Origin of the sequence: Spirillospora sp. NPDC048819 (assembly GCF_040650055.1) — a bacterium.
Taxonomy (GTDB): Bacteria; Actinomycetota; Actinomycetes; order Streptosporangiales; family Streptosporangiaceae; genus Spirillospora.
Genome location: NZ_JBEZGN010000030.1, coordinates 108,381 through 133,470, shown reverse-complemented (window position 1 = coordinate 133,470; position 25,090 = coordinate 108,381). Strand labels below are relative to the sequence as shown.

Sequence of the window (25,090 nt, the reverse complement as noted above, 5' to 3'; positions counted from 1 at the left end):
GATCGTCTGGTCTCAACACACCCACACGATCACAGCGGTGGCCGTCTCACGTCCCGGCCTCCATCAGACCGAGATCTCCAAATGCGGCTGGAGTACTAGGCGCGGAAGCCGCGAGGCTGGAGAGGGAGGACGTCGACGCGAGCGAGCGGACCCAACCGCTGCGCGCACCCGCCCACGGGTTCGCGCGCTCCGCTCATCGCCCCCGACGAACTCCGCGCCCAGGTCAGTGGGCTTGCGCACCGGATCGTCGCGGAGAACACCGGCACTCAAGCTTGACCGGGACGCGTCCGTGTCGCTTCGACGCTCATCGCACGGTGGCCTCACGCATGAACGTCCAATTATCGAGCGTCCGAATTCTCGTTCCCCGCTCGGTCGACGCTCATCGCGTGAGCGTGCCGATCAGTGGCTTGACGTGGGGTTTTGCGTGTGCGGGCCGGTTCTTGTCGTCACGATGAACACGCACGATGACGAACCGGCCACTACGCGCTGAGGAACCCGCGATGTCGTACCCGATACCACTCCCGTCCGTACCCGCGAGCGCGCAGCGCTGGCGGCGCGCCTTCCCCGGCGAACCCGACCAGGCCCGCGCCGCCCGCCGCTTCATTGCGGCGCTCCTGCCCGGCTGCCCTGAGCTGGACGAGGTGCTGCTGGCCGTGGACGAACTCGTCGTGAACGCACTGCGGCACACCAAGTCCGGCCAGCCCGGCGGCACCTTCACCGTCGAGATCACCCGCTGGGAAGGTGCGATCACCGTCGCCGTCACCGACGAGGGCGCCCCGTCCGAACCCGCCGTCGCCGACGCGGCCGACGATGCCGAGTCCGGGCGCGGCCTGCGGACCGTGTCGCTGCTCGCGTCCGGCTGGGGCTTGTTCGGCAACGACCGGTCCCGCACCGTGGCCGCCCTATTCGCCGCGTCCCTGGGAGAAGCGGCGTGAGCGCCCGCGACCTGCGTAGCGCCCGCGATCTGCGGGAGTGGACCGTCGCCCAGGTGCGGTCCGCCATGACCACCGCCATGCGCACCGATCCCAACGCCCTCGACGCGCTCGCCGAGTCGAACGTCGGCACTCTCGACCCCTACAGCCAGTCCTTCCTGCGTACCGGGCGGATGCTGACGCTGGCCACATCCGCGGCGCTCACCACCGTCCTCACCCCCCACCGCTACGGACGCGACCCCCGCGACCGGCTCGTGTGCCTGGCCTGCGGCATCGACCGCTGCCGGACGGTACGCACCATCTCCGACGTCCTCACCGCCTACGCCCTCCATGCGCACCCGGTCGACCGCCCCGAAGCCTGGCGCCGCGCCGACGCCTGGTACGCCGAGACCGCCGGCCGTCCCGTCATGCTGGCCATCGAGCCCTTCGACGAAGGCTTCGTCGCCCGCCCCGCGGCCCCGCCGCCCGAAGCACCCGACAACGTCCTCGTCATCGACCGCAACAACGGCGTCCTGACGCTATGGCCCGCCTACGACACCGACACCCTCGCCTCCCAGTACCACCACTACAAACGCGGCACCCTCTGACCGCCCCAAGTCTTATGGGCCGCCCTCACGACCATGGCCGCCGGCCTCCGCACCGAGGGTTGCGGACGCTCCTGGTCGGTGCGGTGTCCCGATGCCGAGGGTCGGTCCGCGGGTCAGGCGGGCTTGATCGCCACACCGCCGAAGGCTCCCGCCTGGGAAACCGCCAGGGCGGAGTCGTGCGGGTTGCCGTCGGGGCGCCATTCGCTGACCGGGACGACGCCGGGATCGAGCAGGTCCCAGCCGGTGAAGAACTCGGTGATCCGGTCCCGGGAGCGCGGCATCAGGCCCACTCCGGCGCCCGTGTAGGCGCGCACGACGGCCTTGGACTCCTCCGAGTCGTCCACCAGGTCGGTGGTGGCATGCGAGAAGATCATCACGCTGCCGGGCGGCATGACGGCCTTGTAGCGCTCCAGGACATCGCCCGGGCCGTCCTCGTCCGGAACGAAATGCAGCAGTGCGACGGTGAGCAGTGCCACCGGTTGCGTGAAGTCGAGCGCGGCCGTCGCGGGTGCGGACAGAATCCGCTCGTCGTCGCGGAAGTCGGCGTCCAGGTAGGCGGTGCGGCCCTCGGGCGTGCCCGCGAGCAGGGCACGTGCATGTGTCAGGACGATGGGATCGTTGTCGACGTAGACGACGCGGGAGTCCGGGGCCACCGACTGGGCGACCTCGTGGGTGTTCTCGGCTGCCGGGATGCCGGTACCGATGTCGAGGTACTGGCGGATGCCCAGTCCGGCCGCGAACCGTACCGCCCGCCCCAGGAAGCGCCGGTTGGCGCGGGCTCCGGGAGCCACGTCGGGGAAGATTTCCAGCACCTTGGCGGCGGCTTCCCGGTCGGCCGGGAAGTTGTCCTTACCGCCGAGGTAGTAGTCGTACATGCGTGCCGAATGCGGCACGTCGGTCCGCAGGTCAACGGACGGTGCGTGGTCGCCCGGCCACTCCGGTCCAGAAGCCTCGTCCGCCACCAGAACCCCACTCCATCCGCGTCACCGGATATATCCACCGTTTTCACCGCAGGCTAGCGTCCGGCCGGACCCTCCCGTGGCGCGGAACGGCAAACCCGCCGGACGTTCGCGTCCTTCACCTTGAAGCTGTTCCGCCGATGCCAGGGTCGCGTGGAACCTTCCGCCGGTCTCATGGCTGTGGGGGGACGCTGAAGGCGGGGAGGGTCAGTGATGGTGGGCCGGTGTCGTCGTGGCGCTTGGGGCCCGCCCGTTGGCTGTTACGACGAACTGGCCCATGAGGCCCAGGTCCTCGTGGGTGAGGATGTGGCAGTGGAACATGTAGGGCGCCGTCGGGTCGGGGGTGCCGCGGAAGCGCATGGCGATGCGGATGGGGACGTTCGGCGGGGTATGGACGGTGTCCTTCCAGCCGCGCAGGTGCGGCGGCGGGTCGTCGCCGCCGACCGACAGCACCTGGAACTGCACGTCGTGGACGTGGAAGTTGTGGGGGGTGCCGTCGATGGAGGTGACCTCCCATACCTCGGTGCTGCCCTGGGCGGCGGCGAAGTCGATGCGGTCCATGTCCATGGACCTGCCGTTGATCGTGTACTTGGCGAGCCGGAAGCGGCGGGCCGGGGGCGTCGCCGGGTCGGCGAGGCGGGGAGGGTCGGCGAGCCGGCCGGGGAGCGGGGGCGACGGTGTGAGCCGCGGCGCGGCGCGCAGCTGGAGGATGTCGAGGGTGTCGTCGGCGCCGGTCCAGCGCCGGTCCCAAAGATTCAGGCCGGTGCGGGGCGGGAAGCTGCGCAGGACGTCCTGCTCCCCGGGCCGCATGGTCACCACGATCTCGGCGCGTTCGCCCGGGCTCAGCTGTATCCGGCCGGTCTCGTACGGTGTGGGCAGCAGGCCCCCGTCCGTGCCGATCTGGGTGAACTCCCGTCCGGAGGCGAAGCCGAAGTTGTAGATCCGCGAGTTGGACGCGTTGAGCAGCCGCAGCCGGATCCGCTGGGTGGTCACGGGAAGGTACGGGGCCGCCGTGCCGTTCACGGTGATCAGGTTGCCGACCATGCCGACGCTGCCCTGGGACCGGTGCCGTTCGTCGAGCCGGTTGTCGTCGGTCAGGTTGATGTCCCGCACGATGACGGGGACGTCGTCGACGCCGTACCGGCCGGGCAGTTCCGGTGGATCCGGCTCGTCCAGGATGAACAGGCCCGCCAGCCCGCGGTAGACGTGGACGGTGGTGCGGCCGTGGGGGTGCGGGTGGTACCAGAGGGTGGCGGCGGGCTGGTCGATCGTCCAGGTCGGTGACCAGGTGGCGCCCGGTTCGACCGGCTGGTGGGGGCCGCCGTCCATCCGGGCGGGCAGGTGCATGCCGTGCCAGTGCAGGGTGGTGGTCTCCGGCAGATCGTTGCGGAAGCGGATCAGCACCGTCTCGCCTCGGGTCGCCCGCAATGTCGGTGCCAGGTGCGGGCCGTTGATGCCCCAGGTGGGGGTCGCGGCGCCGGGCCGGAAGCGGTGCCGGCCCGGTGCCGCGCGCAGGTCGAACACGCGCCGGCCGTCCGCGTCGAGGCGGGAGGGCGCCGTCGGCGGGACGGACAGCCGGTTCTCGAACCGGATCTTCCCGGCGGTGTTCAGGTCGGCGCCGGACCACCACCATCCGACGCCGCCGGCGGAGGCGGCCGCGGTGGCGGGCACCGCGACGAGTCCGGCCTTCAGGAGGGTGCGGCGCTTCATGTGGGCTCCACGGTGACGGTGTCGGCGCCGCCGGCGATGATCAGATGGTAGCCGGGGGCGCCGGAGTCGTGGGTGGACCGGGTCAGTCCGTCGCCGACCGCGCCGTACCACTCGTCGTCCAGCGTGACCTTGGTGATGCCCTTGGCCGCCTCCAGCCGGACCGGGACGTCCGCGGGACGTTCGATCCGCAGGTCCTTGACCGAGGCCAGCCGGATCACGCGGGCCTCGGCCGGGCGGTCCAGCTTGAGGCGGACGTGGGCGGCGCCCGAGTGGAACGTCACCGAGCGGACGTCGATGCCGGTGAGGTCGGCGTCCAGGTGCTGCGCGCCGCCGTGGACGTCCAGCGCCCACGGCACGGTGGGGTTGAGGGCGAGGGTGGAGGGACGGGAGCGGCTCAGCAGGCGCGCACCGGTGGAGTAGGCGATGTGCACGTTGGCCTCGGAGGTCCACACCGTGGGCAGGGGCGTGCCGAAGCGCGCGTCCAGGAGATCGGCCTGGGCGGTGTCGGGGCGCAGGGTGATCTGCTCCAGGCCGTCGTCGAAGCTCAGCCGGGCGGTGCCGGACGCGGCGGGCATGGGGACGACGACGTGGTCGTCGCGGACGCCTTCGGCGGTGGCGAGCGTGGTCATGGCGTTTCCCTTCATGGAGTGACGGATCTACAGCGAGCGGGCTCGTGAGGGCAGTGCGCGGGTGAGGGCCAGTCCGAGGGCGAAGGCGGCGACGGCGTAGCCGAGGGACCACTGCGCGGCGGTGTCGATGTCCCGTCCGCCGGCCAGGAGGGTGGTGAACAGCGCGCCGACGACGGCTACCCCGGTGGCGCCGGCCACCTGGATGACGGTGTTGACCACCCCGGAGGCGGCGCCGGCGTCGGCGGCGGGCACGGCCGACAGGACGATGCCGACCAGGACCGGGGCGACCAGCCCGAAGCCGAGGCCGCCGAGCAGCAGCCCGGGTACCAGGTGCCAGGCGCCCAGGCCGTCTCCCGCCGCGGCGATCGTGCCGATCAGCGCGACCATGGCGGCGGTCAGCGCCAGCGCCCCCGCGGCCACCAGGCGGCGTCCGGCCGTGCCGGCCAGGCGCACCGCAAGGCCCGAGGTGGCGGCCAGCCCCAGCGGCCAGGCCAGGAAGGTCAGGCCGACCCGTAGCGCGGAGAAGCCGTGCCCCTGCTGGAGCTGGAGGGTGAGCACCAGGAACAGCGCGGTGATCGAGGAGAACATGGCGACGACCACGGCCAGCCCGGCCACGAACGACCGCCGCCGGAACAGCGACACCGGCATCAGCGGCTGCGTGTGCCCGCTCTCCCGGCGGGCCTGGAGCCGGGCGAACACCGCGAGGACGGGGACGGCGGCGGCCATCATCAGCCACACCCAGCCGGGCCAGCCCAGTTCGGCGCCCTGGATCAGCGGATACAGCACCAGCAGCAGGCCGGCGGTCACCAGGGCGACGCCGGGCAGGTCCAGCCGGGGCGGCCGGGGCGAGCGGGACTCGCGCATCAGCACGGCGGCGCCGAGCAGCGTGGCCAGGCCGATGGGCACGTTCACCCAGAACACCGAGCGCCAGGCCAGCCCGAACACGTCGTTGCCGACCAGCAGCCCCCCGACGATGGGCGCGGCGGCCGCCGCGAGCCCGTTCACCGCGCCGTACAGGCCGAGCGCCTTCGGACGTTCCTCACGCGGGAACGCCACCTGGATGGTGGCCAGCACCTGGGGCACCATCATGGCCGCGGCGGCTCCCTGGACGGTGCGCGCGGCGATCAGCATGCCGATGCCCTGCGCCAGTCCGCAGGCGGCGGAGGCGGCCGTGAATCCGGCGATGCCGGTCAGGAACATGCGTTTGCGGCCGAGGATGTCGCCCAGCCTGCCACCGGTGATCAGCAGCAGCCCCAGGCCGAGCGCGTATGCGGCGATGATCCATTGGACGTCGGCGTTGGCGGCGCCCAGATCGTCCTGGATGACGGGGGCGGCGACCAGGACGATGGTGATGTCGACCAGGTCCATGAACACGGCCAGCAGAACGATGGCCAGCGCGCCCCAGCGGCGAGGATCCCCCGGCCAGGCTTCCGCCCGTGGCGAGACGGCCTGGTGCGTCATGATGCGGCTCCTTTCGGCGGTGCGGTGACCGACGCCTTGGAGCCTCGCGCTGAGCGGGGCGGTCTCGCTTCGGAGCGATGTCCTATCCGGTGCCTTAGATCCGGGCTGAGGGGCCTTAGTACGCTCGGGGCGTGACAGCGTTCGTGGGGCGGCGGGCGGTGCTGGACGCCGTCACGGCCGCCGCCCGGGACGCGCGGGGCGGGGAGCCGCAGGCGGTGCTGGTGACCGGGCTGCCGGGCATGGGCAAGACGCGTCTGCTGGAGCGGGCCGGCGCGGACCTCGCCGAGGGCGGCATGCGGGTGCTGCGGGGCGCCTGTGTCGAGCTGGGCACCGAAGGGCTGCCGCTGGCGCCGATCACCGCCGTGCTCCGCCGCCTGGTGGACGAACCGGGGCCGCCGGAGCTGCGGCGGCTGCTGCCGGGCGTGGACGGGCTGCTGCGGCTCCTGCCCGAGATGGACCCCGACCAGCGCGGCCCCGACCCCCAGGCCCGGCTGTTCGACCTGTTCACCGCGCTGCTGCGCGGGCTGGGCGGGCAGCGTCCCACGGCGCTGCTGATCGACGACCTGCAGTGGGCCGACCGGTCCACCCGCGACCTGCTGGAGGTTCTGGTCCGGGCGCCGCGGCCCGCCCCGGTGCTGCTCGTCGTCACCTGCCGCTCGGATCTGGACCGGCGCCATCCGGCGCGCCCGTTCCTCGCCCGGTGGGCCCGCCTGGACCGGGTGCGCCGGACGACGCTGGAGCCGCTGTCGCGCACCGAGACCGCCGAACTGGTCGCGGCGGCGGACCCGGCGGTCACCGACCAGGTCTACCGGCGATCGGGCGGCAATCCGCTCTACGCGCAGGAGCTCGCGCGAGCCGTCGACGGGCCCCTGCCGGACTCACTGCGCGACCTGCTCCTGGTCCGCGTTCAGGAGCTCGCCCCGCGGCCGCGGCGGCTGGTGGAGGTGGCCGCGGTGGGCGGGCGCCGGGTGTCGCACGGCCTGCTCGGCGCGGCCTCCGGGCTGGCCGAACCGGCGCTGCTGGACGCGCTGCGGGCCGCCGCCGAGGCCCGGGTTCTGGTCGCCGAGGGAGACGGTTACGCCTTCCAGCACGGGCTGATCCAGGAGGCGGTCGTCGACGAGCTCCTGCCCGCCGACCGCATCGGCCTGCACCGCGCCTACGCCGAGGCGCTGCGCGCCCACCCCGGCCTCGTCGCGCCGGACCGGTACGCCGCCGAACTCGCGTTCCACTGGCACGGCGCGGGCCGGGCCGCGGAGGCGCTGGAGGCCGCGCTGGAGGCGGCGCGGGTCGCCGAGCGGCTCTCCGCCCCCGCGGAACAGGCGCAACTGCTCGAACGGGCCTTGGAGCTGTGGCACCGGGTGCCCGAGACCGGGCGTCAGGGAATCGGCCGGCTCACGCTGTTCGAGTCGGCGGTCGCGGCGGCCAACTGGGCCGGCGAGCCGCTCCGGGCCCTGGAACTGCTCGACCGTGCGCTCGCGGAAGCCGACCGCGTCCGCGAGCCCGCGCGGGTGGCGCGCCTCCTCGCGCAGCGGGGCATCGCACTGCACGAACTGAACCGCGACGGGGCGCTCACCGCGGTGGAAGAGGCCGGCGAACTGCTGCCCGCGGTCACCGGACCCGAACGCGCCCGGATCCTCGACCTGACCGCCGCCGTGCTCACGATGCACGGAGCCGCCGAACGGGGCCGCGACGCCGCCGCCGAAGCCGCCCGGCTCGCCGTCGAGGACGGCGACACCGCGCTGGAGATCAACGTGCGCATCACGCTGGGCTGGGCGCTCGCCGGCACCGGCGCCCACGACGAGGCGCTGCGCGTCCTCGGCCGCGCCCGCGACCTCGCCCGCGACCATGACGATCCGGTCGGCATCGCGCGGGCCTGCCTCAACATCGCCGAGACCTGCAACGTCCTCGGCCGCCACGGGGAGGCGCGCGACGCCGCGCGGGACGGCCTCACCGCCGCCCGCCAGTGCGGCCTGGAACGGACTCTGGGCACCCATCTGGCGTTCCGGCTGGGCACGGCACTCGCCGCGACCGGCGCGTGGGACGAAGCGGTGGCCACGGCCCGGTCCGCTCTCGAACGCGACCCGCAGGGGCAGGCCGCCGCCGAACTGCATCTCCTCCTGGCGGAGACGGCCCTGGCCCGAGGCGAGTGGGACACTGCCCGCGCGGAGTCGGCCTCGGCCGGCTCGATGGCGGGCGGACCACCCGGCCCCCAGGCCGTCGCGGTGGCGGCGTCGCTGGCCGTCCGCGAGGATCGTCACGACCACGCCTGCGATCTGCTCACCGGTGCCTTGGCCGCTGCGGGCACTCGCGACGTCTGGCCCTTACTGCTCGCCGCCGCCCGGATCGCCTCCCTGCTTCGTCCGGTGACCACGGAGGCCCGCCATGCCGGCCTGACCGCCGAACTGCGCGCCGCCCAAGCCCGCCTGCCCGCGGACACGCCTTTGCGTACGCAGTACGCGGCCCATGTGGCCGCCGAACTCAGCGCACTCGCGCCCGCCGCCGACATCGCCGGCGCGGGGCTCGTGGAGATGTGGGCCGAGGTCGCGGACGGGTGGGAGCGGCTGGAGCGGCCGTTCGAGATGGCCTGTGCCGGGCTGAGCGCCGCAGAAGGCTCCCTGGCCGCAGGAGACCGGGAAGGCGCGGCAGTCCGGCTGCGGAACGCCGCCGAGGTCGCCGGACGACTGGGAGCCGCGCCGCTGCTGGACGAGATCCGGGTACTGGCGCGCAACGCCCATCTCGCTCTCGCCCCGGACACCCCCATCGCGGGCAACGCCCTTGACCGGCTGGGGCTGACCGACCGGGAGAAGGAAGTGCTGCGGCTGGTCGCGGCCGGGCACACCAACCGGCAGATCGGAGAACAGCTCTTCATCAGCGCGAAGACCGTGAGCGTCCACGTGTCCAACATCCTGGCCAAACTGGGCGTCACCGGCCGCGGCGCGGCAGCCGCCACCGCCCACCGCCTCCGCCTGTTCGACGATGCCTGACAAACCGGCGGCCGGCGCCCGCCTCGCGCCTCGTGGACTCACCGGGGGAGCGGTCGTGCACGTTAGGGGACGGTGCGTTTGGTCATGCCGTCGGAGTCCGGGTCGATGCCCCAGGTGAAGATCTTGTCCGGGTGGATGCGGATGAGGTCGCCGCTGAAGTGGGAGCCTTGCTGCGGGGCGTCCCCGGTGACCGTTTCGGCGCGTCCGCGGATCTCGATGCCGCGGACGTGCCACGGCGTGACGGAGGCCAGGTCGTCGACGACGAAGGCGACCTGGTCGTTGTCGCGCAGGTTGCGGTATTTGCGAGTGCCGGCGAGGTTGTAGCCGCGGATGTCGATGGTGCCTGTTTCGGTGTTGTAGGTGAATCCGACGGGATTGTTCTGCGGGTCGCCCTTGGGGCCGACGGTGGCCAGGCGGCCGAGCCGCTGGGTGGCGAGGTATTCGCGTTCGAGGTCGGTGAGGTTCATGCCGCCAGCATGTGACCTCAAGCTCGGTTGAGGTCAAGCTCCCCGTGGACGCCCGGTGGGCCGCCCGGCCGGGATCCTGATGACCACCAGGCCGAACGGGTGGGCTCGATAATTAGATGGATGTTTGCCGCTGCGATATCTGTTGCTTATGTCTCTATTGAGGCCTTTCGGGTGAAATGAGGCTGATGCGGCGGACTCGACGGATGAAGGTCACGGCATGTCCGCATCGCCTCCCGGTCGCCTCGCGCGCCGCATTCGCCCGAAGTGGCGGTTCCCGTCGGTTCTCGCCGCGCTGGCCGCGATCCTGCTCCTCGGCTGCCTCGTCTCGTGCGGCCAGGAGGACGAGGAGTTCCCGCAGAGCACACCGTCCGGATCCGCGGCGCCGTCCACCCCGGTCCCGCCGAATGCGCCGGACGGAGGACGGTCACCGCCCGCCGTGCCAGACGAGCCCGGCGAAGAGCCCGCAACCCGGGAACCGCGTGAGGGCTACGGCCTCGATCCGCGTTTCGACACTTGCGCGGAGGCCAATGCCCACGGATACGGCCCGTACGTCAAGGGCGTGGACCCCGAGTACGACTGGTACCACGACGCCGACGCCGACGGCATCGACTGCGAACCCCGGCCCGGCCGGCAAACGGGGGAGCCGAGCCCTAGCCCGGAGCCGCCCAGCCCGGAGCCGTCCAGCCCGGCGCCGGAGCCCTCGGATGGGGAGACGAGCGTGGAGCCGTCCGCCCCGGTGCCGAGCGAGGAACCGCCGCCCGCAGGGCCCGGCGAGGAGCCGTCGGAGCCGCAGCCGGGCGACGAACCGTCCGGGCCGCCCGGCGAGGAGCCATAGGCCACCGGAGGCGGAGCGTCCGGTTGCGGGTTCACAGGGACGCGATCAGGTTGCGGAGACGCGGGGACATCTCGTTCGGCAGTTCGTCGTTCGCGTACCAGCGCGCCTCCAGGATCTCCGCCGCGTCGAGCTCGAGCCGCCCGCCCGTCACCCGCGCCTCGTAGTACGCCTCCACCCGGTGCCGGAACCCGCTGGCGAGGCCGACCGGGCGTCCGGTGACCTCCACTTCCAGGGACGTCTCCTCCCGGATCTCGCGGGCGACGCCGTCCTCGAGCCGCTCGCCGGCGTTGACGTATCCGCCGGGCAGCCCCCACGCGCGGTAGGCGGGCCAGAGCCGGTGCCGCAGCAGCAGGATCCGCCCCTGATCGTCCCGGACGATCCCGCCCGCGTACACCAGGAACGTCCGGTGCCTGAGCCGGGCGAGCCGCCATTGCATCCGCCCGCCGAGGCGCTTCCACATCCGCGCGACCGTCCGGTGAACCAGCATCCCGAGGCGCCTGCGCGCACGGGGCGCGGCAAACCGGATCTTCATTGCCGGAATGCTAGCCGTCCCGGGACGGTGTGGTGTCGGCCACACCGCCGCTGATCGGGATCTTCGGGGACGGTCCGGTTCGTCCCAAAGGGAGAGGACAACGACCCGGGGGGCGACTTGACCGCCAGCGTGACGCATCGAACTGAGACAGAGGCCGATCCGGCGCCGCGGCGCGGGACGCCCGTCCGGCTGCTGCGCAAAATCGCGGTCGCGGTCGTCGGGTTCGGCCTGATCGTGGCGGGGATCGCGATGCTGGTGCTGCCGGGGCCCGGCATCGTGGCGATCCTCGCCGGACTGGGACTGCTGGGCACCGAGTTCCCCCGGGCCCGCCGCATCAGCGAACGCCTGAACGGCTACGCCCGCACCGCGTGGCACCACGTCAAGACGAAGATGCCACGAGGCCGGGGCGCGTCCAAGCCGTAATGGTCCTGCGATCATTCGCCGCCTTTCAAGGGCGGTAGCCGGCCTCGGTCAGACGGTGGCGGGCCCTGTCCTGTTCGTCCTCGGTGAAGAGCGGCATGAAGCGCGGGTCGAGGGCGTGGGCTTCCACCGTGAGGTCCAGGCGGCCGCGTTCGTGGAGGGCGGTGAAGCCGTCCGTAATGGTCGGGGACGCCAGGAGGATCTTGGCGGCGCCAACGCCACCGTGCTCGGTGACCATGCTCAGGAACGCGGAGGCGTTGTATTCGGCCTCGGTCTTGGTGCGGGCGTAGAGGAGCAGCATCGCGCCATGGAATTCGGCGGCGAGATCCGCGTCGGCCGTTCCGGCGTCCGCTGCCGGTTCCACTCGGGGAACGGCGGTGCCGACCTGGTCCATGAACCAGTCGAGTGCTTCCAGAAAGGGCTCGAGACCGCCGCCGGAGAGCACGGCGATGGGGATGTTGGGACGCTTGGTGAGGCGGTTCTCGGGGATTTCCACGCCGTCGATCCGGTTGAGCCGGCGGCGGAACTCCTCGCGCAGGGCGTCGCCGTCGAACGGAGGGCGCTTCGCGAGGTGCTGGAACACCACCTCGATCTTCGCGCTGCGCGGGTAGAAGACGACGGGCCAGATCCAGTCGTGGGCGTCATCGGGGTGGTCCAGCCAGGGGATGCAGTTCGTCTCCGCCGTTCCGAAGTCGAGGTTGCCGCCCCGGCCGGTCCAGTGCCGGAGGGCTTGGCCGACAATGTCGGAGATGTCGTCGCCGAGGGCGGAGAGCTGCCGCGCGAAGCGGTCCTCGAGGGCGTCCCGGTCGTCGGGGTCTTCGGGGGCGTCCATGCCGATGAGCCTGGCGAGTTCCTTGGCGGTGAGCCGCTGGGCGGGGTCGGCGCCGCTCCCGGAGAAGGCGACGCCCTCGGTTTCGAGGACGTCGCGGGCCGTCCCCGCGCGGTCGTCGGGCCAGCGGAACGACGGCGACACCGTCCCCTCGGAGGTGAGGACGCGGTGGGCGTGCTCCAGGCCGGGACGCGACGCCATGTACGTTCCGACGCCGGCGGGGTTCGAGCCGATGACCGCGGCCAGGTCGCCGAAGGTCGTCCAGGAGCCGGTGGGGAGCTCGGCGAGCAGGCGCCGGAGCTGGACCCAGGTGCGGCGCTCGTCCTCAAGGTCGGACCCGCCGGGCAGCGGCGCCGGCCACAGCGACACGGAACGCTCGGCCAGGCGCTCTGCGCGTTCCAGGATCTGCGCCTTGCCCCAGCTCGGCGCATCGGCGATCTCGCGGTTCATGCGCAGCGCGCTGGCGTCGAAGATCTCCTGTTTGCGGTGGAACGGGCTGTTGGAGAGCTTGGAGTTGTCCGCCGTCAAGGTGAGGTTGCCGAGCGTGTGCAGCAACTCCGCGTGAAGCTCTGCGGGACCGTCCTCGTCGGTCACCTCGGCGGACAGGAGGTTCATCCATTCCTGCGTGGCGGTCTGCGGCATCACGTGCTCGATGGTGAGCTTGGCCGCCGCGAAATCGACCGGCTCCGTCGACCGGTGGCTTTGTTCCAGGCACTTGAGCACGAAAAAACGCTGGTTCGGGCGGCCTGACCAGTAGAACGGCCTCGTCTTAATGGCCGTTCGGAGCTGCTCGTCCGACGGCCAGTAGCGGCGCGCCCCCGACAGGTAGCGGTGCACGGCCTCGTCGATCGGCCGGTCCGTCTCCAGTTCCTTCGGGGCGCTGTTGAGGATCCGGTTGAGGTTGTTCGTCGGGATGCCGGCGATCATCCGGCGGACCAGGAAGCTCTCGACGTAGGTCAGCCCGCGGGTGACCTCCGCCGCCGCGGCCCGTCCATGGTCGAGCAGGTCGAGCATGTGCAGCGCGATGGGGAAGGTGATCTGCCCGCCCCACTCCTGCAGGCGCGCCAGGACGGCACGCAGGTGCCCGTCCGTCTCCCGCGCGGGTTCGACCACCCGCATGAGCAGCCGGCCGCGCCGGTACAGCTCGGCGATCTCCCCTTCGAGGGCCGCCTCGCCGCCCCGCTGGACGATCTCGCCGAGGCGGCGCTGCTGGGCGCGGTAGACCTCGCTCTGCTTCGCGCGGTAGTCGCCGCGGATCACGAGGTCGAGCCAGGCGAGCAGTTCGAGGTTGGCGGCGCCCAGCTCCTCCTGCATGGGCAGCCAGATCTTGGTGTAGACGCGTTCGCCGATCGTCGGCAGCAGCATGAAGACGTAGTTGCGCAGCAGGTCGGTCTGGCTGAGCTTGACGCCGGTGTTGTTGAGCGACTCGAAGATCCGGTAGACGTTGTCGCCCTGCTCGGCGGTGATCTCCACGACGGACAGCCGGCCGCGGACGACCGTCTCCAACCGTTTGAGCGCCGCCACGTCCCCGTCGGGGTCGTAGTCGATCAGGGCCTGCTTGAAGAACCGGTACGCGGCGCCGATGCCGTCGCTGCCTCCGGCCGTCGCCCCGCTCTCGATGCAGGCGGTGAACGCCTTCCGGTCGGCCTGGGTGGGCAGTAGCCGGAGGTGGTCGAGTCCGTCGCGGTACTCGTTGACGAGGTACTGCTTGTGGATCCGGTCGGCCTCATGGGGCGCGATCTCGCGGAACCGGTCGCGCAGGGCGCAACTCGCCAGTATCAGCGTCGTCAGGCGCTGCTGCCCGTCGACGACCAGCCACCGCTGGATGTCCCCGGCCGACATCGTGCCCGGCGCCAGGACGACCGAGCCGATGAAGTGCGGAGTCCGGTCTTCTCCGGCTGCGATGATGTCCGCGTGTTCGAGCACGTCGGCCCACAGCCGCGTCCATTCCCGGTGACCCCAGCTGTAGGTGCGCTGGTACAGCGGGATCTGGAACTGCTTCTCACCCTCGATGAGCTTGAAAAAGGCGACTTCGTGAGCCTGCATATACAGAGACCTCCGTTTTCGGTTCCTGTGTGAGATGCGTCAGTAGACGCGGGTGATGATCCCGCTCTTACCCCAGTCGCGGTAGGCGGCGGAATAAAGTGAGTGGTAGACCAGGTCCGTCTGGATCGTTGACCACACGTCGATGTCCAGGCGCTGGGGGAGATGGTCGCGGCCGGTGACCAGGGTGTAGGTGACATTGGTGAGCCGGCTGCCGAACATCGCGTAGAAGGGCGCTATCGGGCCATCGGCGGCGAGCCTCGCACCGGACGCCGTGCCGCGGTAGGTGATGGTCCCGGCGTCCGTGCTCCTTTTGAGGGACATGGATTTCCGGAGCAATTCGATGATGTTGTACGGGGACGTCACCCACCTGACCTCGATCGCCGTCCAGATCATGACGTCCATACCCTCGTACATGGAGTCGACATTGGTGGGCACGCACTCTTCCGGGTGCACGCGGTAGTAGGCGCAGTTCGCCAGAATTATGATGCGCTGATCGCTGTAATCGCCGTACATGGCGGCGGCCAGGTCGGTGCGTGCTGTGAGGTCGTAGTTCGTGCTTCTGCCGTCTTGGTAATGAAACCGCCCCTGCGCCTCGAAACTGTCGGCGCTCTGGGTCATTCCGCCCTCGGCGGCGAAGGTGGCCGTTTCGTGCCGGGCGACCGCCTTCTGGATGGCGGCGGCGACGGCGGAGGGAGTTCTCGGCGGGCCGGTGCGGGGCGTCGCGGCCGGTGACGAACGCGGTGAGGTGGATTGGCGCGGCGGCGCGGACGTGGGTGCGGCCGCAGCGGTTCGGGTGCGTTCGGAGGAGTCGCCGTTGAGGGCTATCGCCACGGTGGCGGCGAGGAGCGCCACGGCGGCGAGGACGCCGGTCACGAGGACGCCGCGCTGGAACAGAGGACGCCGTGAAGGCTCGGCGGGGAGGCGGACGGTGGCCCAGCGGGCGGTGCGTTCGCCGGCGAGGGAGTCGTCGTCCGCCATGGCGAGGGCGCGGCCCTGGGCGAGTGCCTCCGGGGCTGCGATGGGGCCTTGTGAGTGTTCCAGGAGCCGCAGCAGGACGTCCCGGCTCTGCGGTCGTTCGGCCGGGTCCTTGGTGAGGGCATGGGTGACCAGGTCGCGGAGCGGGCCGGTGAGGCCGCCGAGGTCGGGTCTGCCCTTGACGATGCGGTTCATCACCGCGGGGATCGTGTCCTGGCCGTAGGGCGGCCTGCCGTTCGCCGCGTAGGCGATGGTCGCGCCCCAGGCGAACACGTCGGCGGCGGAGCCGACCGTTTCGCCGCCGAGTTGCTCCGGGGCCATGTAGGACGGTGTGCCGATGACCGTGCTGGCGGCGGTGACGGTCGCGTCCACGGAACGGGCCACGCCGAAGTCGATGACGCGGGGGCCGTCGGGGCCTATTAGGACGTTCCCCGGTTTGAAGTCGCGGTGCACGATGCCCACCTGGTGGATCGCGGCGAGCGCCGTGGCGGTTCCGATCGCGAGGCGATACAGGGCTGGACCGCTCTGAGGGCCCTTCTCCTCGACCAGTTCGCGGAGGGACGGGCCGTCGATGAACTCGGTGACGACGTAGGGGAGGTCGTCGTCCTCGCCGACGTGGAGGATCTCGGCGGTGCAGAAGGACGCGACCTTGCGGGCGGCCGAGATCTCCTTGACGAGGGCGTCGCGGGAGCCGCTGCGGTCGTGGAGGACTTTCAGGGCGACCTGTCGGCCGCTTTCGTCCTCGGCCAGGTAGACGACGCCCTGGCCGCCTTCGCCGAGCCGTCCCGCCAGCCGGTACTCGCCGAGTCGCTCCGGATCGCGGGAGGTCAGCGGCTTGCTTGTCGTCATGTTCGCTTGCCACGGCCGTGTGTCGGTGAAGCGTGCACGCGGAGGCCCCGCCCTTCTTCGGTCGCTGCGGCAGCGGTGGCGCGGGGAGCATCGGCGCGCTTGGGACGGCGTATGCCGCGCACGCGTTCACGCGTGATCGGGAACGGTGATGCTGTGAACTCGATCAACGCGGAGGATAGCACTTGATCAAGCACGTTGGATAGCCGGTCAGGTGATCGGGCCGGTATTGGACGTGAGGGTCCTTCGGCCGGCGGCGGGTCGCAGTCGCCGGACGGTCGCAGGAGGGCTTGGCGTGGTTATGTGAATTCGATCAACACAAATTTTGCGAATTGATGGACTGGAACAGAACTCTGCGTTATGGTCGCGTCACAGGCCACCCGCGGTGTGGCGGCGACGGCGGAGGACGGGGTGATGGGGATGGGGCACGGCTCTCGGTGTGAAGGGTGTCACGAAGGGCCGGCGCCTTTCGGGTCTCTTGCGGAATGTGCCGCCGGGCTTGCGGAGCTTGAGGACGCGGCGCTGACGGAGGTGTCCGCCGCGGGCATGCGGAGCTTCCTGCGGTCGAGCCCGCCGGAGCTGGTGCGTGCGGTACTGGAGATCGTCCGTCTCGGAGGCGGGAAGAGGTTTCCGCCGGGTGCGGCCGAACAGGTGCTGCGCACCATGCGCCACGGGGCGTCGAAGCAGCGGAACAACCTGCGGTTCCTCCTCGGTGGTGTCTTCGTCCACGGCTTCGGGAACGCTGACGGGCTCGACGCGGACGACTGCGTGGCGTTGCTCTCCGCGGACACCGCTGCGGCCGTCCTCGAGCGGGCACCCGGGCTGCGGGCGCTGCTGGGCTGGGAGGCTCCTGAAGCGCTCGTGCGCTGGGGACTCGCGCGCGTGGTCATGGAGGACCGGCCGCTCGCCGTGGTCGCTCTCGGTCTGCTGGCGGCGGAGCCCGGCGAGCGGATGCCCGGGGCGCGGGACGCGTGGGCGTCGCACCGGGAGGAACATCCGGAGCTGCCCGCGCATCCCATCACTCTTCTGGAGTTGAGGGAGGTCGCGCGGCGGGAGCCGGAGGAGACCGCGGCTGCGGCCCGTCCCGAGGACCTCGCCGCGGAGCTGGACGAGTTGCGCGGCAGGTTCCCTGACGCGGCGGACGCGGCGGCGCGTACTGCGGGATTCCTGCGGGACTGTCACCGGCCCGATGACGGCGACCTGGCGCTCATCCAGAACGTGGTCGCGGATTTCGACGGACTCCGCGCACGGATCGACGCCGTGCTTCCCGGGGAGCGTCCCGCCGAGTTGCCCGCGCTTGCATCCGCTGTGGAGGCCGCGGTCGAGGCCGGCCGGAGGCGGGGGCGGGCGCGCGGGCTGCGCGGCGTCGAAGGGCCGGAGTTCGTGGCCGGATTGCTGGAGGAGGTGCGCCGGGCGGCGGCCGAAGACGACGGCGGCGACGGACTCGCGGTCCTCGCCGAGCTCATCGCCGTGATGGCCGCCGAGGAGGATCAGCGGCGTGGTCCGGCCCTGGCCGAGAAGGCGCGCGCCGGACTGCCGGCCCGCTGGCACAGCCTTGTCGACGTCGCGCTGATGGGCCGGCTCGCGATCGCGGACGTCCCCGGCGACGGAACGGCCCCCGGCGACGGAGCGGCCCCCGTCCCGGGGGATGAGGCGACCGGCCAGGGTGAGATCCCCGAGGTCGTGGACGTCCCGGCGCCCCGGACGGCCGCGGAGGCCAGGACGGTTGCGGCTCCCGTGCCAGAGCAAGGGTCTTCGGCCGAGGACGAGGCGCCCCCCGCGGACGAGGCCGACATGTCCGCCCTCGACGCCTTCCTTGAGCGGGTGCTCGCCGACGACGAGCCGAACACGGCGGAACCGGAGGCGTCCACCGAGCCCGAGGACGAGGGCTCGCCGACGCCGGCGGAAACCGGTGCCGAACTCGACCCGGGCGAGACCGAGCCTGCCGGAGATGTCGTGCCCGCTGGAGACGCCGTGCCCGCCGGTGAGAACGGGGCCGTCCCGGCGGCCGAGTCCGCTGATGAGGCCGAGCCCGTGCGGGTACCCGAGGCCGTCCGGAAGTCCGCGCCCGTCCGGGAGCCGGTCGCGGAAACCGGTGACGGTGGACGGTCCGCGGTTGCGGAGGCGGAAGTCGCCGCGTTGCGGGACGGGCGGTTCGGGCTGGCCGGGTGGGTGCGCAAGGCGGCGGGGCGGCCGGACGCGGAGGTGAACGCGCGATGGTGTGCGGCGCTCGCGACGGAGATGGCGGTGTTCGCCGGGCCGCTGTCGGCCGAGTTCGCCGCCATGTCCGGTGAGCTGGACGCCAAGGCGCTCGCCGACGACCCGGCGGGCGGGGTGCTGGCGTGGGCTTCGGCGATCAGAGCCGGGCTGGTGCATCCGGAGGCCGCGCGTCTCACGGAGAGCCTCAACGTGGTCGTGTCCCGTCACGACGTCCTCAAGGATTGCGGGGAGGCGTTCGCGCGGGCGGCGCGGGCCGGGCTGTACCTGAGCCCGGGCATCGACGGCTGGATCCGGGGCGCCGCCAGGCTTGCCGAGTCGCGCCGTGCCGCGTCGAGAGAGGCGGCGCGGCTGCTGGACCAGGCGCCGCACCGCACCAACAAGCTGGCCCGCGCGACCGAGGTGTGGAAGGCGCTGCTGCAGGACGGCAGGGAGATCCACGAGCTGCTGAAACCGGCCGCGCAGGACGACCCGGCGCGGGCCGGGGAGGTCGCCGCCGAGGTCGTCCGGTTGCGCGGCGGTGACGGCGTCGACCGGCTGATCGACGCGACCGACAAACGGGTCAACGGCCCCAACAAGGGCAAGCCGATCATCGCGAAGGCGCGGGCCAGGCTGCACGAATGGATCGACGAGGCGCTCGACACCGCCGGCCGGTGGGCGGCCGCGGTGAAGGAGAGCGGCGACGCCGGTTCGGGGGACCGCGACTGGCGGGCGGGGCCGCTGCGGCAGCTGCGTGAGGCGGTCAGCGGGCGGCGCCAGGAGATCGACGCGGCGCTCACCGCGATGGCCGGCACCGCGGGGGACGCGGCGGCGCGGGCGGCGCGGTCCCTGCTCGGCGGGGTGTTCACCCTGCTGGACGGGGCGGAGCTGCCCGGGACCGAGCCGCCGCCCGCGCGTGTCGTCAACCGGGACCTGCTGCCCGCCGGCGTCCCGCTCGACCCGCACACGCTGAAGCTGGACGGCGAGGTCGCCCTGGGGCCCCTCGTGTCCGTCGCGAAGGCCGGCCCGCCCGACTGGGACGCCGTGTTCGAGGCACGTGCCGCGCGGCTGGACCACCGGGGCACGCAGGCGGTCGTCTCCGTCCTTCAGGCGCCGGACCCGGAGACCGCGGCACGGCTGCGGGCGCGCCGGGACGACCTCGTCCGGGACGCCCGGGCCGGGCGGGACACGCGTGTCGAGCACGTCCGCGACCTGATCGCGACGTCACGGCGGGACGGGGTGCTCACCGAAGGCGGGGAACGCGAGGCCGAGGAGGCGGTGCGGCGGCTGCTCAACGCCGACCGCCACGACTTCGACCGGATCGGCGGGGAACTCGACGCGCTGCTCGCGCGGCTGAGGCGGCAGTGCGACGACGCCATCGAGGCCGAGCGCGCGGCCCTCGCCGAGCAGGCGGGGGAGTTGCGCGCGGCGGACGTGCGGCGCATCGAGCGGCACATCGAGGTGGGCGACCTGACGACCGCGCGGGAGTTCCTGGCGCAGCTGAAGGCGGGCAGGCAGCTCCCCGAAATGTCCGAGGACACGGATTTCGGACGTTTCTACCCGGCGTTTCCCGACGTGTTCCACCGGCGGTCGGTGCTGACCGGGAAACGCGCCCGCAAGCAGGAGACCAGCGGATACATCGACGACCTGAAGGAGGCCCTGATCGCCGGCCGGGACGTCGCCGAGCCGGGACTGTACGACCTGCTCACCGGCGCCGGCGTCGACATCGCGTCGATGCGGGAGGCGTCCCGCCGGGTCGCGGGGGAGGGGCTGCGCAAGTGGCTGAACCTCCGGGACGGCGGCCAGTCGAAGACGGCGGGGAACATGCGGTCGCTGGTCGACGCGGTCCTCAAGATGATCGGGCTGGAGGGGACGCAGACCGACGCCGGCCAGGCGCCCGAGCGGATGTGGATCGGGCTCGACGACGTCCGGCATGTCGGGTCGGTGGGCGGGGCACTGCTGCCCGCCTTCGGTTCGCAGAAGAGCCCGTCGGGGCGGCGGCTGCGTCTGCTGCTGCTCTGGGGGCGTCCCGCCCCGCGGCAGCTCATCGACCTCCTGGGCGGGCAGCCCGAGGGCGAGACGGTGCTCGTGTTCTACTTCGGCGTCCTGTCGGGGGGCGACCGTGAGCAGCTCGGCCGCGCCGCGCGGGACCGTCCCGCCCCGGTCGCCGGGGTCCTCGACGACGCCGCGATCGCCTACCTGGCGTGCCGGCCGCAGGACTGGTCGGTGTCGGTGGCGCTGCTGGCGCCGTTCACCGCCACCAACCCCTACACCCCCGCCGGGGACGTCCCGGAGGAGATGTTCTACGGGCGGTCCGAGCAGGTCCGCAAGGTGACCGACCGGATGGGGCCGTCGTTCGTTTTCGGCGGGCGGCAGCTCGGCAAGTCGGCGCTGCTGCGCAAGGCGGAACGGGACCTGGAGCCCGATCCGAACCGCACGGTGATCCTGGAGAACATCCAGACGGTCGGGAAGGTCCGGTCGATGTCGCTGTGGCCGAAGCTCGGCGACCGGCTGGCGAAGGCGGGCGTGGTGCGGTCCGGGCTGGTGAGCCGCGACCAGGTGGTCGAGGCGGTGCGCGCCTGGGCGGGCGCCGACGGGAACCGGCAGCTGCTGATCCTGCTGGACGAGGCCGACAGCTTCCTCAACCAGGACGCCGAACGGGGCCGCTTCGAGGACGTCACCGCGCTGCGAACCCTCATGGAGGACACCGGCCGCCGCGTCAAGGTGGTGTGGGCGGGGCTGCACCAGACCGCCCGGTTCCACAGCCTGCCGAACCAGCCCCTCGCCCAGCTCGGCGACCCCATCGCGATCGGGCCGCTGGAGCCCCAGGACGCCTTCGACCTGCTCGTCCGGCCGCTGGCCACGCTCGGGTTCGTGTTCCCGGAGACGCTCGCCGCCCGCGTGATCGCCGAGGCGAACAACGCCCCGGCGCTCGTCCAGCTGTTCGCGGAGAAGCTGCTCGCCCGGCTGCGGGAGAGCCCCCGGACGCTGCCGTACGAGATCACCGGCGAGGACGTGGCGGAGGTGTGGCGCGACCAGAAGCTCGTCCGCGGCTTCCAGGACCGGTTCGAATGGACGCTGAACCTGGACAAGCGGTACAAGGTCATCGCCTACACGGTGGCGCTGCACTCCCTCGGCGACGGCGACGGCGACGCCGACGGCGCCGATGCGGCCCTCACGGTGAAGGAGCTGCGGGAGGAGTGCCGGTACTGGTGGGCGAAGGGGTTCAAGGACTGCAGCGGCGACGACTTCCGCAGCCTCCTCGCCGAATGCGTCAACCTGGGCGTGCTCGGTGTGGACGACGGCCGGTACCGCCTGCGCACCCCGCACATCCTGCGGCTGCTCGGCGGCGTCCGCGAGGTGGAGAACGCCCTGGAGAACGCGGGCGACTTCGATGAGCCCGACCACTTCGACGCCCACTCCTACCGGATGCCGCACCTGGAGGGGCCGGACCGCGCGCCGCTCAGCATCGGCCAGATCACCGGGCTGCTGCGGCCCGGCCGTCTCGTCCACGTGGTGGCCGGGTCGGCGGCACTGCACGCCGAGCGGGTCGTCGCGTCACTGGAGGCGATGGCGTCCGACCGGTCCGGTCTGCATGTCGGCGTCGTCCGGCCGGGGGAGGGGACGTTCGGCGGCCACGTGCTCCACGCCCGCCGCCGCCCCGGCCACGACGTGATCGTCGCCGATCTGCACGCGGCGCGGGACGGCGACCAGTTCGAACGGCGGTTCGCCGAGGCGCGGGACGCGGTCGCGGACCGGTCCGGCGAGGGGACCCTCGCCGTCGTGCTCGTCGCCGGGCCCGCGTCGGCCGCGCACTGGCTCCGGTACGCGCATGACGACGACGTCGAACTGGTGCCGCTGCGGCGCTTCGACCCGCCCGCGATCCGGCAGTGGATGCTGGAGGACTCCGTCGGCTTCCCCGACGACGCCGGGCAGCGTGAACTGGTCCGCCGCACCGGCGGCTGGCCGGCGCTGGTCGGACGGGTCGTGACCGCGCTCACCGAGCACGGCCGCGACCGCGACCAGGCGCTGGAGAACGTGCTGCGGCAGGTGCGCCTCCGGCCGGCGGCGCTCCTGGACGCCACCGGCGTGCGGGCCGACCCGTGCCTCGCCGCCGCCTGGCGGATCCTCGTCGCGGAGGACGCCCGCGACCCCCACGAAGACCTCGCGACCCTCCTCACCCTCTTCGGCGAGGACGGGACGGCGGGACTCGGCCCCGGTGACCTGCGCGAGCACGGCTACGACGGGACGCACGACGTGGTGGAGGCGCTGCTGGTGCTCGGCGCGCTGGAGCTCGCGAACGGCGAGCTCGCGTGCGAACCGGTCCTCGCCGAGGCGACCCGCTGGGCGGAGGACGCATGACCACCGAGCCCGCCGCCACCGAGCCCGCCGCCACCGAACCCACCGCCACCGAGCCTGCCGCCACCGAGCCTGCCGCCACCGAGCCTGCCGCCACCGAGCCTGCCGCCACCGAGCCTGCCGCCACGGGGCCTGCCGCCGCCGGGCCCACCGCCACCGAGCCTGCCGTCACCGGGCCCGCCGTCAACGGGGAGGCGCTCGGGCCGGTGCTGCTCGCGGTCGCGCTGGCGGTGCTGGAACGTCCGTCCGCCGCCCGTCTCCCGCCCGACCCCGGCCTGCTGGTCGAGGAGCGGACACCGATGCTGCTGTCGGCGCTCGCCCGGTTCCCCGCACTGCGCCGCAACGCGGCCGAACGCCTCGCGGAGGCGGGGGCCGGGGATGAGGCCCGCGCGCTCGCCGCCGTCCTGCTGCATCCCGACGACGCCGTCGTCCAGGCCGGGCTGAGGTGGGTCGAGCGCCGCGGCCGGGCCGCGGAACGCGCGAGCCGGAACGCCGAACGCGCCACCCGCAAGATCGACGACCTGCGGAAACGGCTCAAAGCCGCGCACGGACGCCTGGAGTACGCGCGGCAGGACGCGCGGGGCGCCGCGGGACGGCTCGCCGACACCCGGGAGGCCCTCGCCGAACAGGAGGAACGCGCGGACGACCTGACCCGTCGGCTCGCGATCGAGCGCCGGCGGTGGACGGAGCCGCGGGCCCTCGCCGCGGCGCTCCTGCGCGTACTCGAACAACCGCCGCCGCGCCCGGCCGAGGACGCGGAGGCCCGCGACCCCCGCCGCGACCCCCGCCGCGACGCGGCGCCGCCCGGCGGAGGCCACAACGCGCACCTGGCAGCCGCGGCCCGCGCCGCCGGACGAGACCCCGCCGAGATCCTTTCGACGCTGCGCGCCGTCGTGGACCCGGTCCCGCCGCCCGTCACGGTCGCCGCGGAACTGGATCTCCGGGCCGTCCCGCTCGGCGGCGACACCCACATCGGCGGGTCCTGCCTGCTCGTCGAGGCCGGCGGAACCCGCATCCTCGTCGACGCGGGGCTCCGGCCCGGCGACCGCGCCGAGCCGCCCCGCGCCATCGACCGGGCCCTGGACGGCCCGATCGACGCGGTGATCGTCACCCATGCCCACAACGACCACTGCGGCTACGTCCCCGGCCTCGTCGCCCGGCGCCCGGACCTGCGGGTGCTCGCCACCCCGGAGACCGTGGCCCTCATGCCGGTGATGTGGGCCGACACCGCCAAGGTGATGGCGGCGCGGGAACGCCGGCGGGCCCGCTGGGGCGCGGACGCCGCCGTCCTCTACGGCCGGCGGGACGTCGAGGTCGCGGCGGGGCGCTGCGAGGAGCTGGCGTTCGGCGTTCCGCGCCGGATCGGTGCGCTGACCGTCGAGCTGTTCCCGGCGGGCCACATCCTGGGCGCGGCCGGGGCGGTGGTCCGTGCCGGGGACCGGCGTGTCGTCGTCACCGGCGACATCTCCGGCTTCCGGCAGGAGACCGTCGGCGGCTACCGCGTCCCCGAGTCCGCTCGCGCCGCCGACCTGCTGGTCATGGAGTCGACCTGCTGCACCAACGACCACGACGGGCGGGACGCGGGCGCGGCCGGGCTGGTGCGCGCCGTCGCCGAGATCCACCAGGGCGGCGGCCGGGTGCTGATCCCCGCATTCGCGCTCGGGCGCGCCCAGGAGATCGCGCTGATCCTGCGGCGGCAACTGCCCGAGGTCCCCGTCCGCGTCGACGGCATGGCCGCCGACCTGGCCACCGTCTTCGAGACGCTGGATCCGCGCCTGCGGGTGTTCGGGGGCGCCGTCGCGGTCGCCGACCGGCCGGCCGAACTCGATACCTTCCGGACGGGGGTCGTCGTTTCCACCTCGGGCATGCTGAATGGCGGCCCCGCCGTTCAGTGGGCGCGCAGGATTCTGCCCGAACCGGGCAGCGCGCTGTTCATCTCCGGTTATCAGGACGAGGAATCGCCTGGCCGGGCGCTACTCGGTCTCACCGCTGCGGGCGGGACCTTCGCGCTTGCCGATCACGCCGGTGAGATCACCGTCCCCGTCCGTGCCCGGGTGGAGACGCTGCGGCTTTCCGCGCACGCCGACCGCCGCGGCCTGCTCGATATCGCGGACGAGGTCGCGGCCCGGGAGATCATGCTGGTCCACGGGTTTCCCGGGCGTCAGCGCGCGTTCGGCGAGGTCCTCCGCGTCCGCGGCCGGCGGACGGCGGACACCCGCGGATGGCGTGCCGGGAACACCGTGTGAAAAATGCACTCGTGTGGTTTCTGAGGCTATTGTGATTTAGGCCGAAATGGTTGTTACTTCTTGTGTCTTGACAAAGT

At 72.6% G+C, this 25,090-nt stretch carries 15 protein-coding genes; 7 read left to right on the top strand and 8 right to left on the bottom strand.

The genetic code is table 11. The features are described 5' to 3' along the window. The first annotated feature begins 500 nt into the window (after nt 1–500). Together AB0C35_RS32385 and AB0C35_RS32380 are read left to right on the top strand one after the other, a co-directional pair. On the top strand, nt 501–935 hold the full coding sequence (locus AB0C35_RS32385) for an ATP-binding protein (RefSeq protein WP_358464310.1): 435 nt from the start codon (nt 501–503) through the stop codon (nt 933–935). Beyond that, entirely contained in the window at nt 932–1,519 is a 588-nt protein-coding gene (locus AB0C35_RS32380; protein WP_358464307.1) for a hypothetical protein, read from the top strand. Before AB0C35_RS32385 ends, AB0C35_RS32380 begins: the two co-directional genes overlap by 4 nt. 113 nt (nt 1,520–1,632) lie before the next feature. On the opposite strand, the gene AB0C35_RS32375 is transcribed toward AB0C35_RS32380, so the two are convergent. From AB0C35_RS32375 to AB0C35_RS32360, 4 genes are all read right to left on the bottom strand, one after another. Continuing rightward, the gene (locus AB0C35_RS32375; protein ID WP_358464304.1) at nt 1,633–2,481 is read right to left on the bottom strand and encodes an SAM-dependent methyltransferase; all 849 of its coding nucleotides are present in this window, start codon (nt 2,479–2,481) and stop codon (nt 1,633–1,635) included. A 204-nt stretch (nt 2,482–2,685) separates the two neighbouring features. After that, complete coding sequence (locus AB0C35_RS32370) at nt 2,686–4,188, bottom strand: multicopper oxidase domain-containing protein (RefSeq protein WP_358464301.1); 1,503 nt, start codon at nt 4,186–4,188, stop codon at nt 2,686–2,688. Beyond that, nucleotides 4,185–4,817 (bottom strand): hypothetical protein, encoded by a 633-nt coding sequence (locus tag AB0C35_RS32365; RefSeq protein ID WP_358464298.1) that lies wholly within the window; start codon nt 4,815–4,817, stop codon nt 4,185–4,187. Before AB0C35_RS32365 ends, AB0C35_RS32370 begins: the two co-directional genes overlap by 4 nt. A 27-nt stretch (nt 4,818–4,844) precedes the next feature. Further along, nucleotides 4,845–6,278, bottom strand: coding sequence for an MFS transporter (locus tag AB0C35_RS32360; protein WP_358464295.1), 1,434 nt, complete (start codon nt 6,276–6,278; stop codon nt 4,845–4,847). 131 nt (nt 6,279–6,409) lie between these two features. On the opposite strand from AB0C35_RS32360, the gene AB0C35_RS32355 reads away from it, so the two are divergent. After that, a complete protein-coding gene (locus tag AB0C35_RS32355) occupies nt 6,410–9,262 on the top strand; it encodes an AAA family ATPase (protein ID WP_358464292.1) in 2,853 nt (950 codons plus the stop codon). Nucleotides 9,263–9,324: 62 nt separating this feature from the next. Here AB0C35_RS32355 and AB0C35_RS32350 read toward each other — a convergent pair whose 3' ends face one another. Next, nucleotides 9,325–9,729: a PPOX class F420-dependent oxidoreductase gene (locus AB0C35_RS32350; protein ID WP_358464289.1), complete on the bottom strand. Its 405-nt coding sequence runs from the start codon at nt 9,727–9,729 to the stop codon at nt 9,325–9,327. 217 nt (nt 9,730–9,946) lie between these two features. Between AB0C35_RS32350 and AB0C35_RS32345 the strand changes: the two genes are divergently transcribed. After that, nucleotides 9,947–10,564, top strand: coding sequence for an excalibur calcium-binding domain-containing protein (locus tag AB0C35_RS32345; protein WP_358464286.1), 618 nt, complete (start codon nt 9,947–9,949; stop codon nt 10,562–10,564). Between the two features lie 31 nt (nt 10,565–10,595). Here AB0C35_RS32345 and AB0C35_RS32340 read toward each other — a convergent pair whose 3' ends face one another. Next, nucleotides 10,596–11,096: an NUDIX domain-containing protein gene (locus AB0C35_RS32340; protein WP_358464283.1), complete on the bottom strand. Its 501-nt coding sequence runs from the start codon at nt 11,094–11,096 to the stop codon at nt 10,596–10,598. Nucleotides 11,097–11,225: 129 nt separating this feature from the next. On the opposite strand from AB0C35_RS32340, the gene AB0C35_RS32335 reads away from it, so the two are divergent. Next, nucleotides 11,226–11,519, top strand: a complete 294-nt coding sequence (locus AB0C35_RS32335; RefSeq protein ID WP_358464280.1) for a PGPGW domain-containing protein — start codon at nt 11,226–11,228, stop codon at nt 11,517–11,519. A 25-nt stretch (nt 11,520–11,544) separates the two neighbouring features. Here the strand turns inward: AB0C35_RS32335 and AB0C35_RS32330 are convergent, their stop codons facing one another. Together AB0C35_RS32330 and AB0C35_RS32325 are read right to left on the bottom strand one after the other, a co-directional pair. Beyond that, entirely contained in the window at nt 11,545–14,391 is a 2,847-nt protein-coding gene (locus AB0C35_RS32330; RefSeq protein WP_358464277.1) for a DUF262 domain-containing protein, read from the bottom strand. Between the two features lie 39 nt (nt 14,392–14,430). Continuing rightward, nucleotides 14,431–16,215: a serine/threonine-protein kinase gene (locus AB0C35_RS32325; RefSeq protein ID WP_358464274.1), complete on the bottom strand. Its 1,785-nt coding sequence runs from the start codon at nt 16,213–16,215 to the stop codon at nt 14,431–14,433. A 543-nt stretch (nt 16,216–16,758) separates the two neighbouring features. Between AB0C35_RS32325 and AB0C35_RS32320 the strand changes: the two genes are divergently transcribed. Both AB0C35_RS32320 and AB0C35_RS32315 read left to right on the top strand, forming a co-directional pair. Beyond that, nucleotides 16,759–22,770, top strand: a complete 6,012-nt coding sequence (locus AB0C35_RS32320; RefSeq protein ID WP_358464271.1) for a hypothetical protein — start codon at nt 16,759–16,761, stop codon at nt 22,768–22,770. Continuing rightward, a complete protein-coding gene (locus tag AB0C35_RS32315) occupies nt 22,767–25,013 on the top strand; it encodes an MBL fold metallo-hydrolase (RefSeq protein WP_358464268.1) in 2,247 nt (748 codons plus the stop codon). The genes AB0C35_RS32320 and AB0C35_RS32315 overlap by 4 nt, the downstream gene beginning before the upstream one ends. Nucleotides 25,014–25,090: the final 77 nt, after the last annotated feature.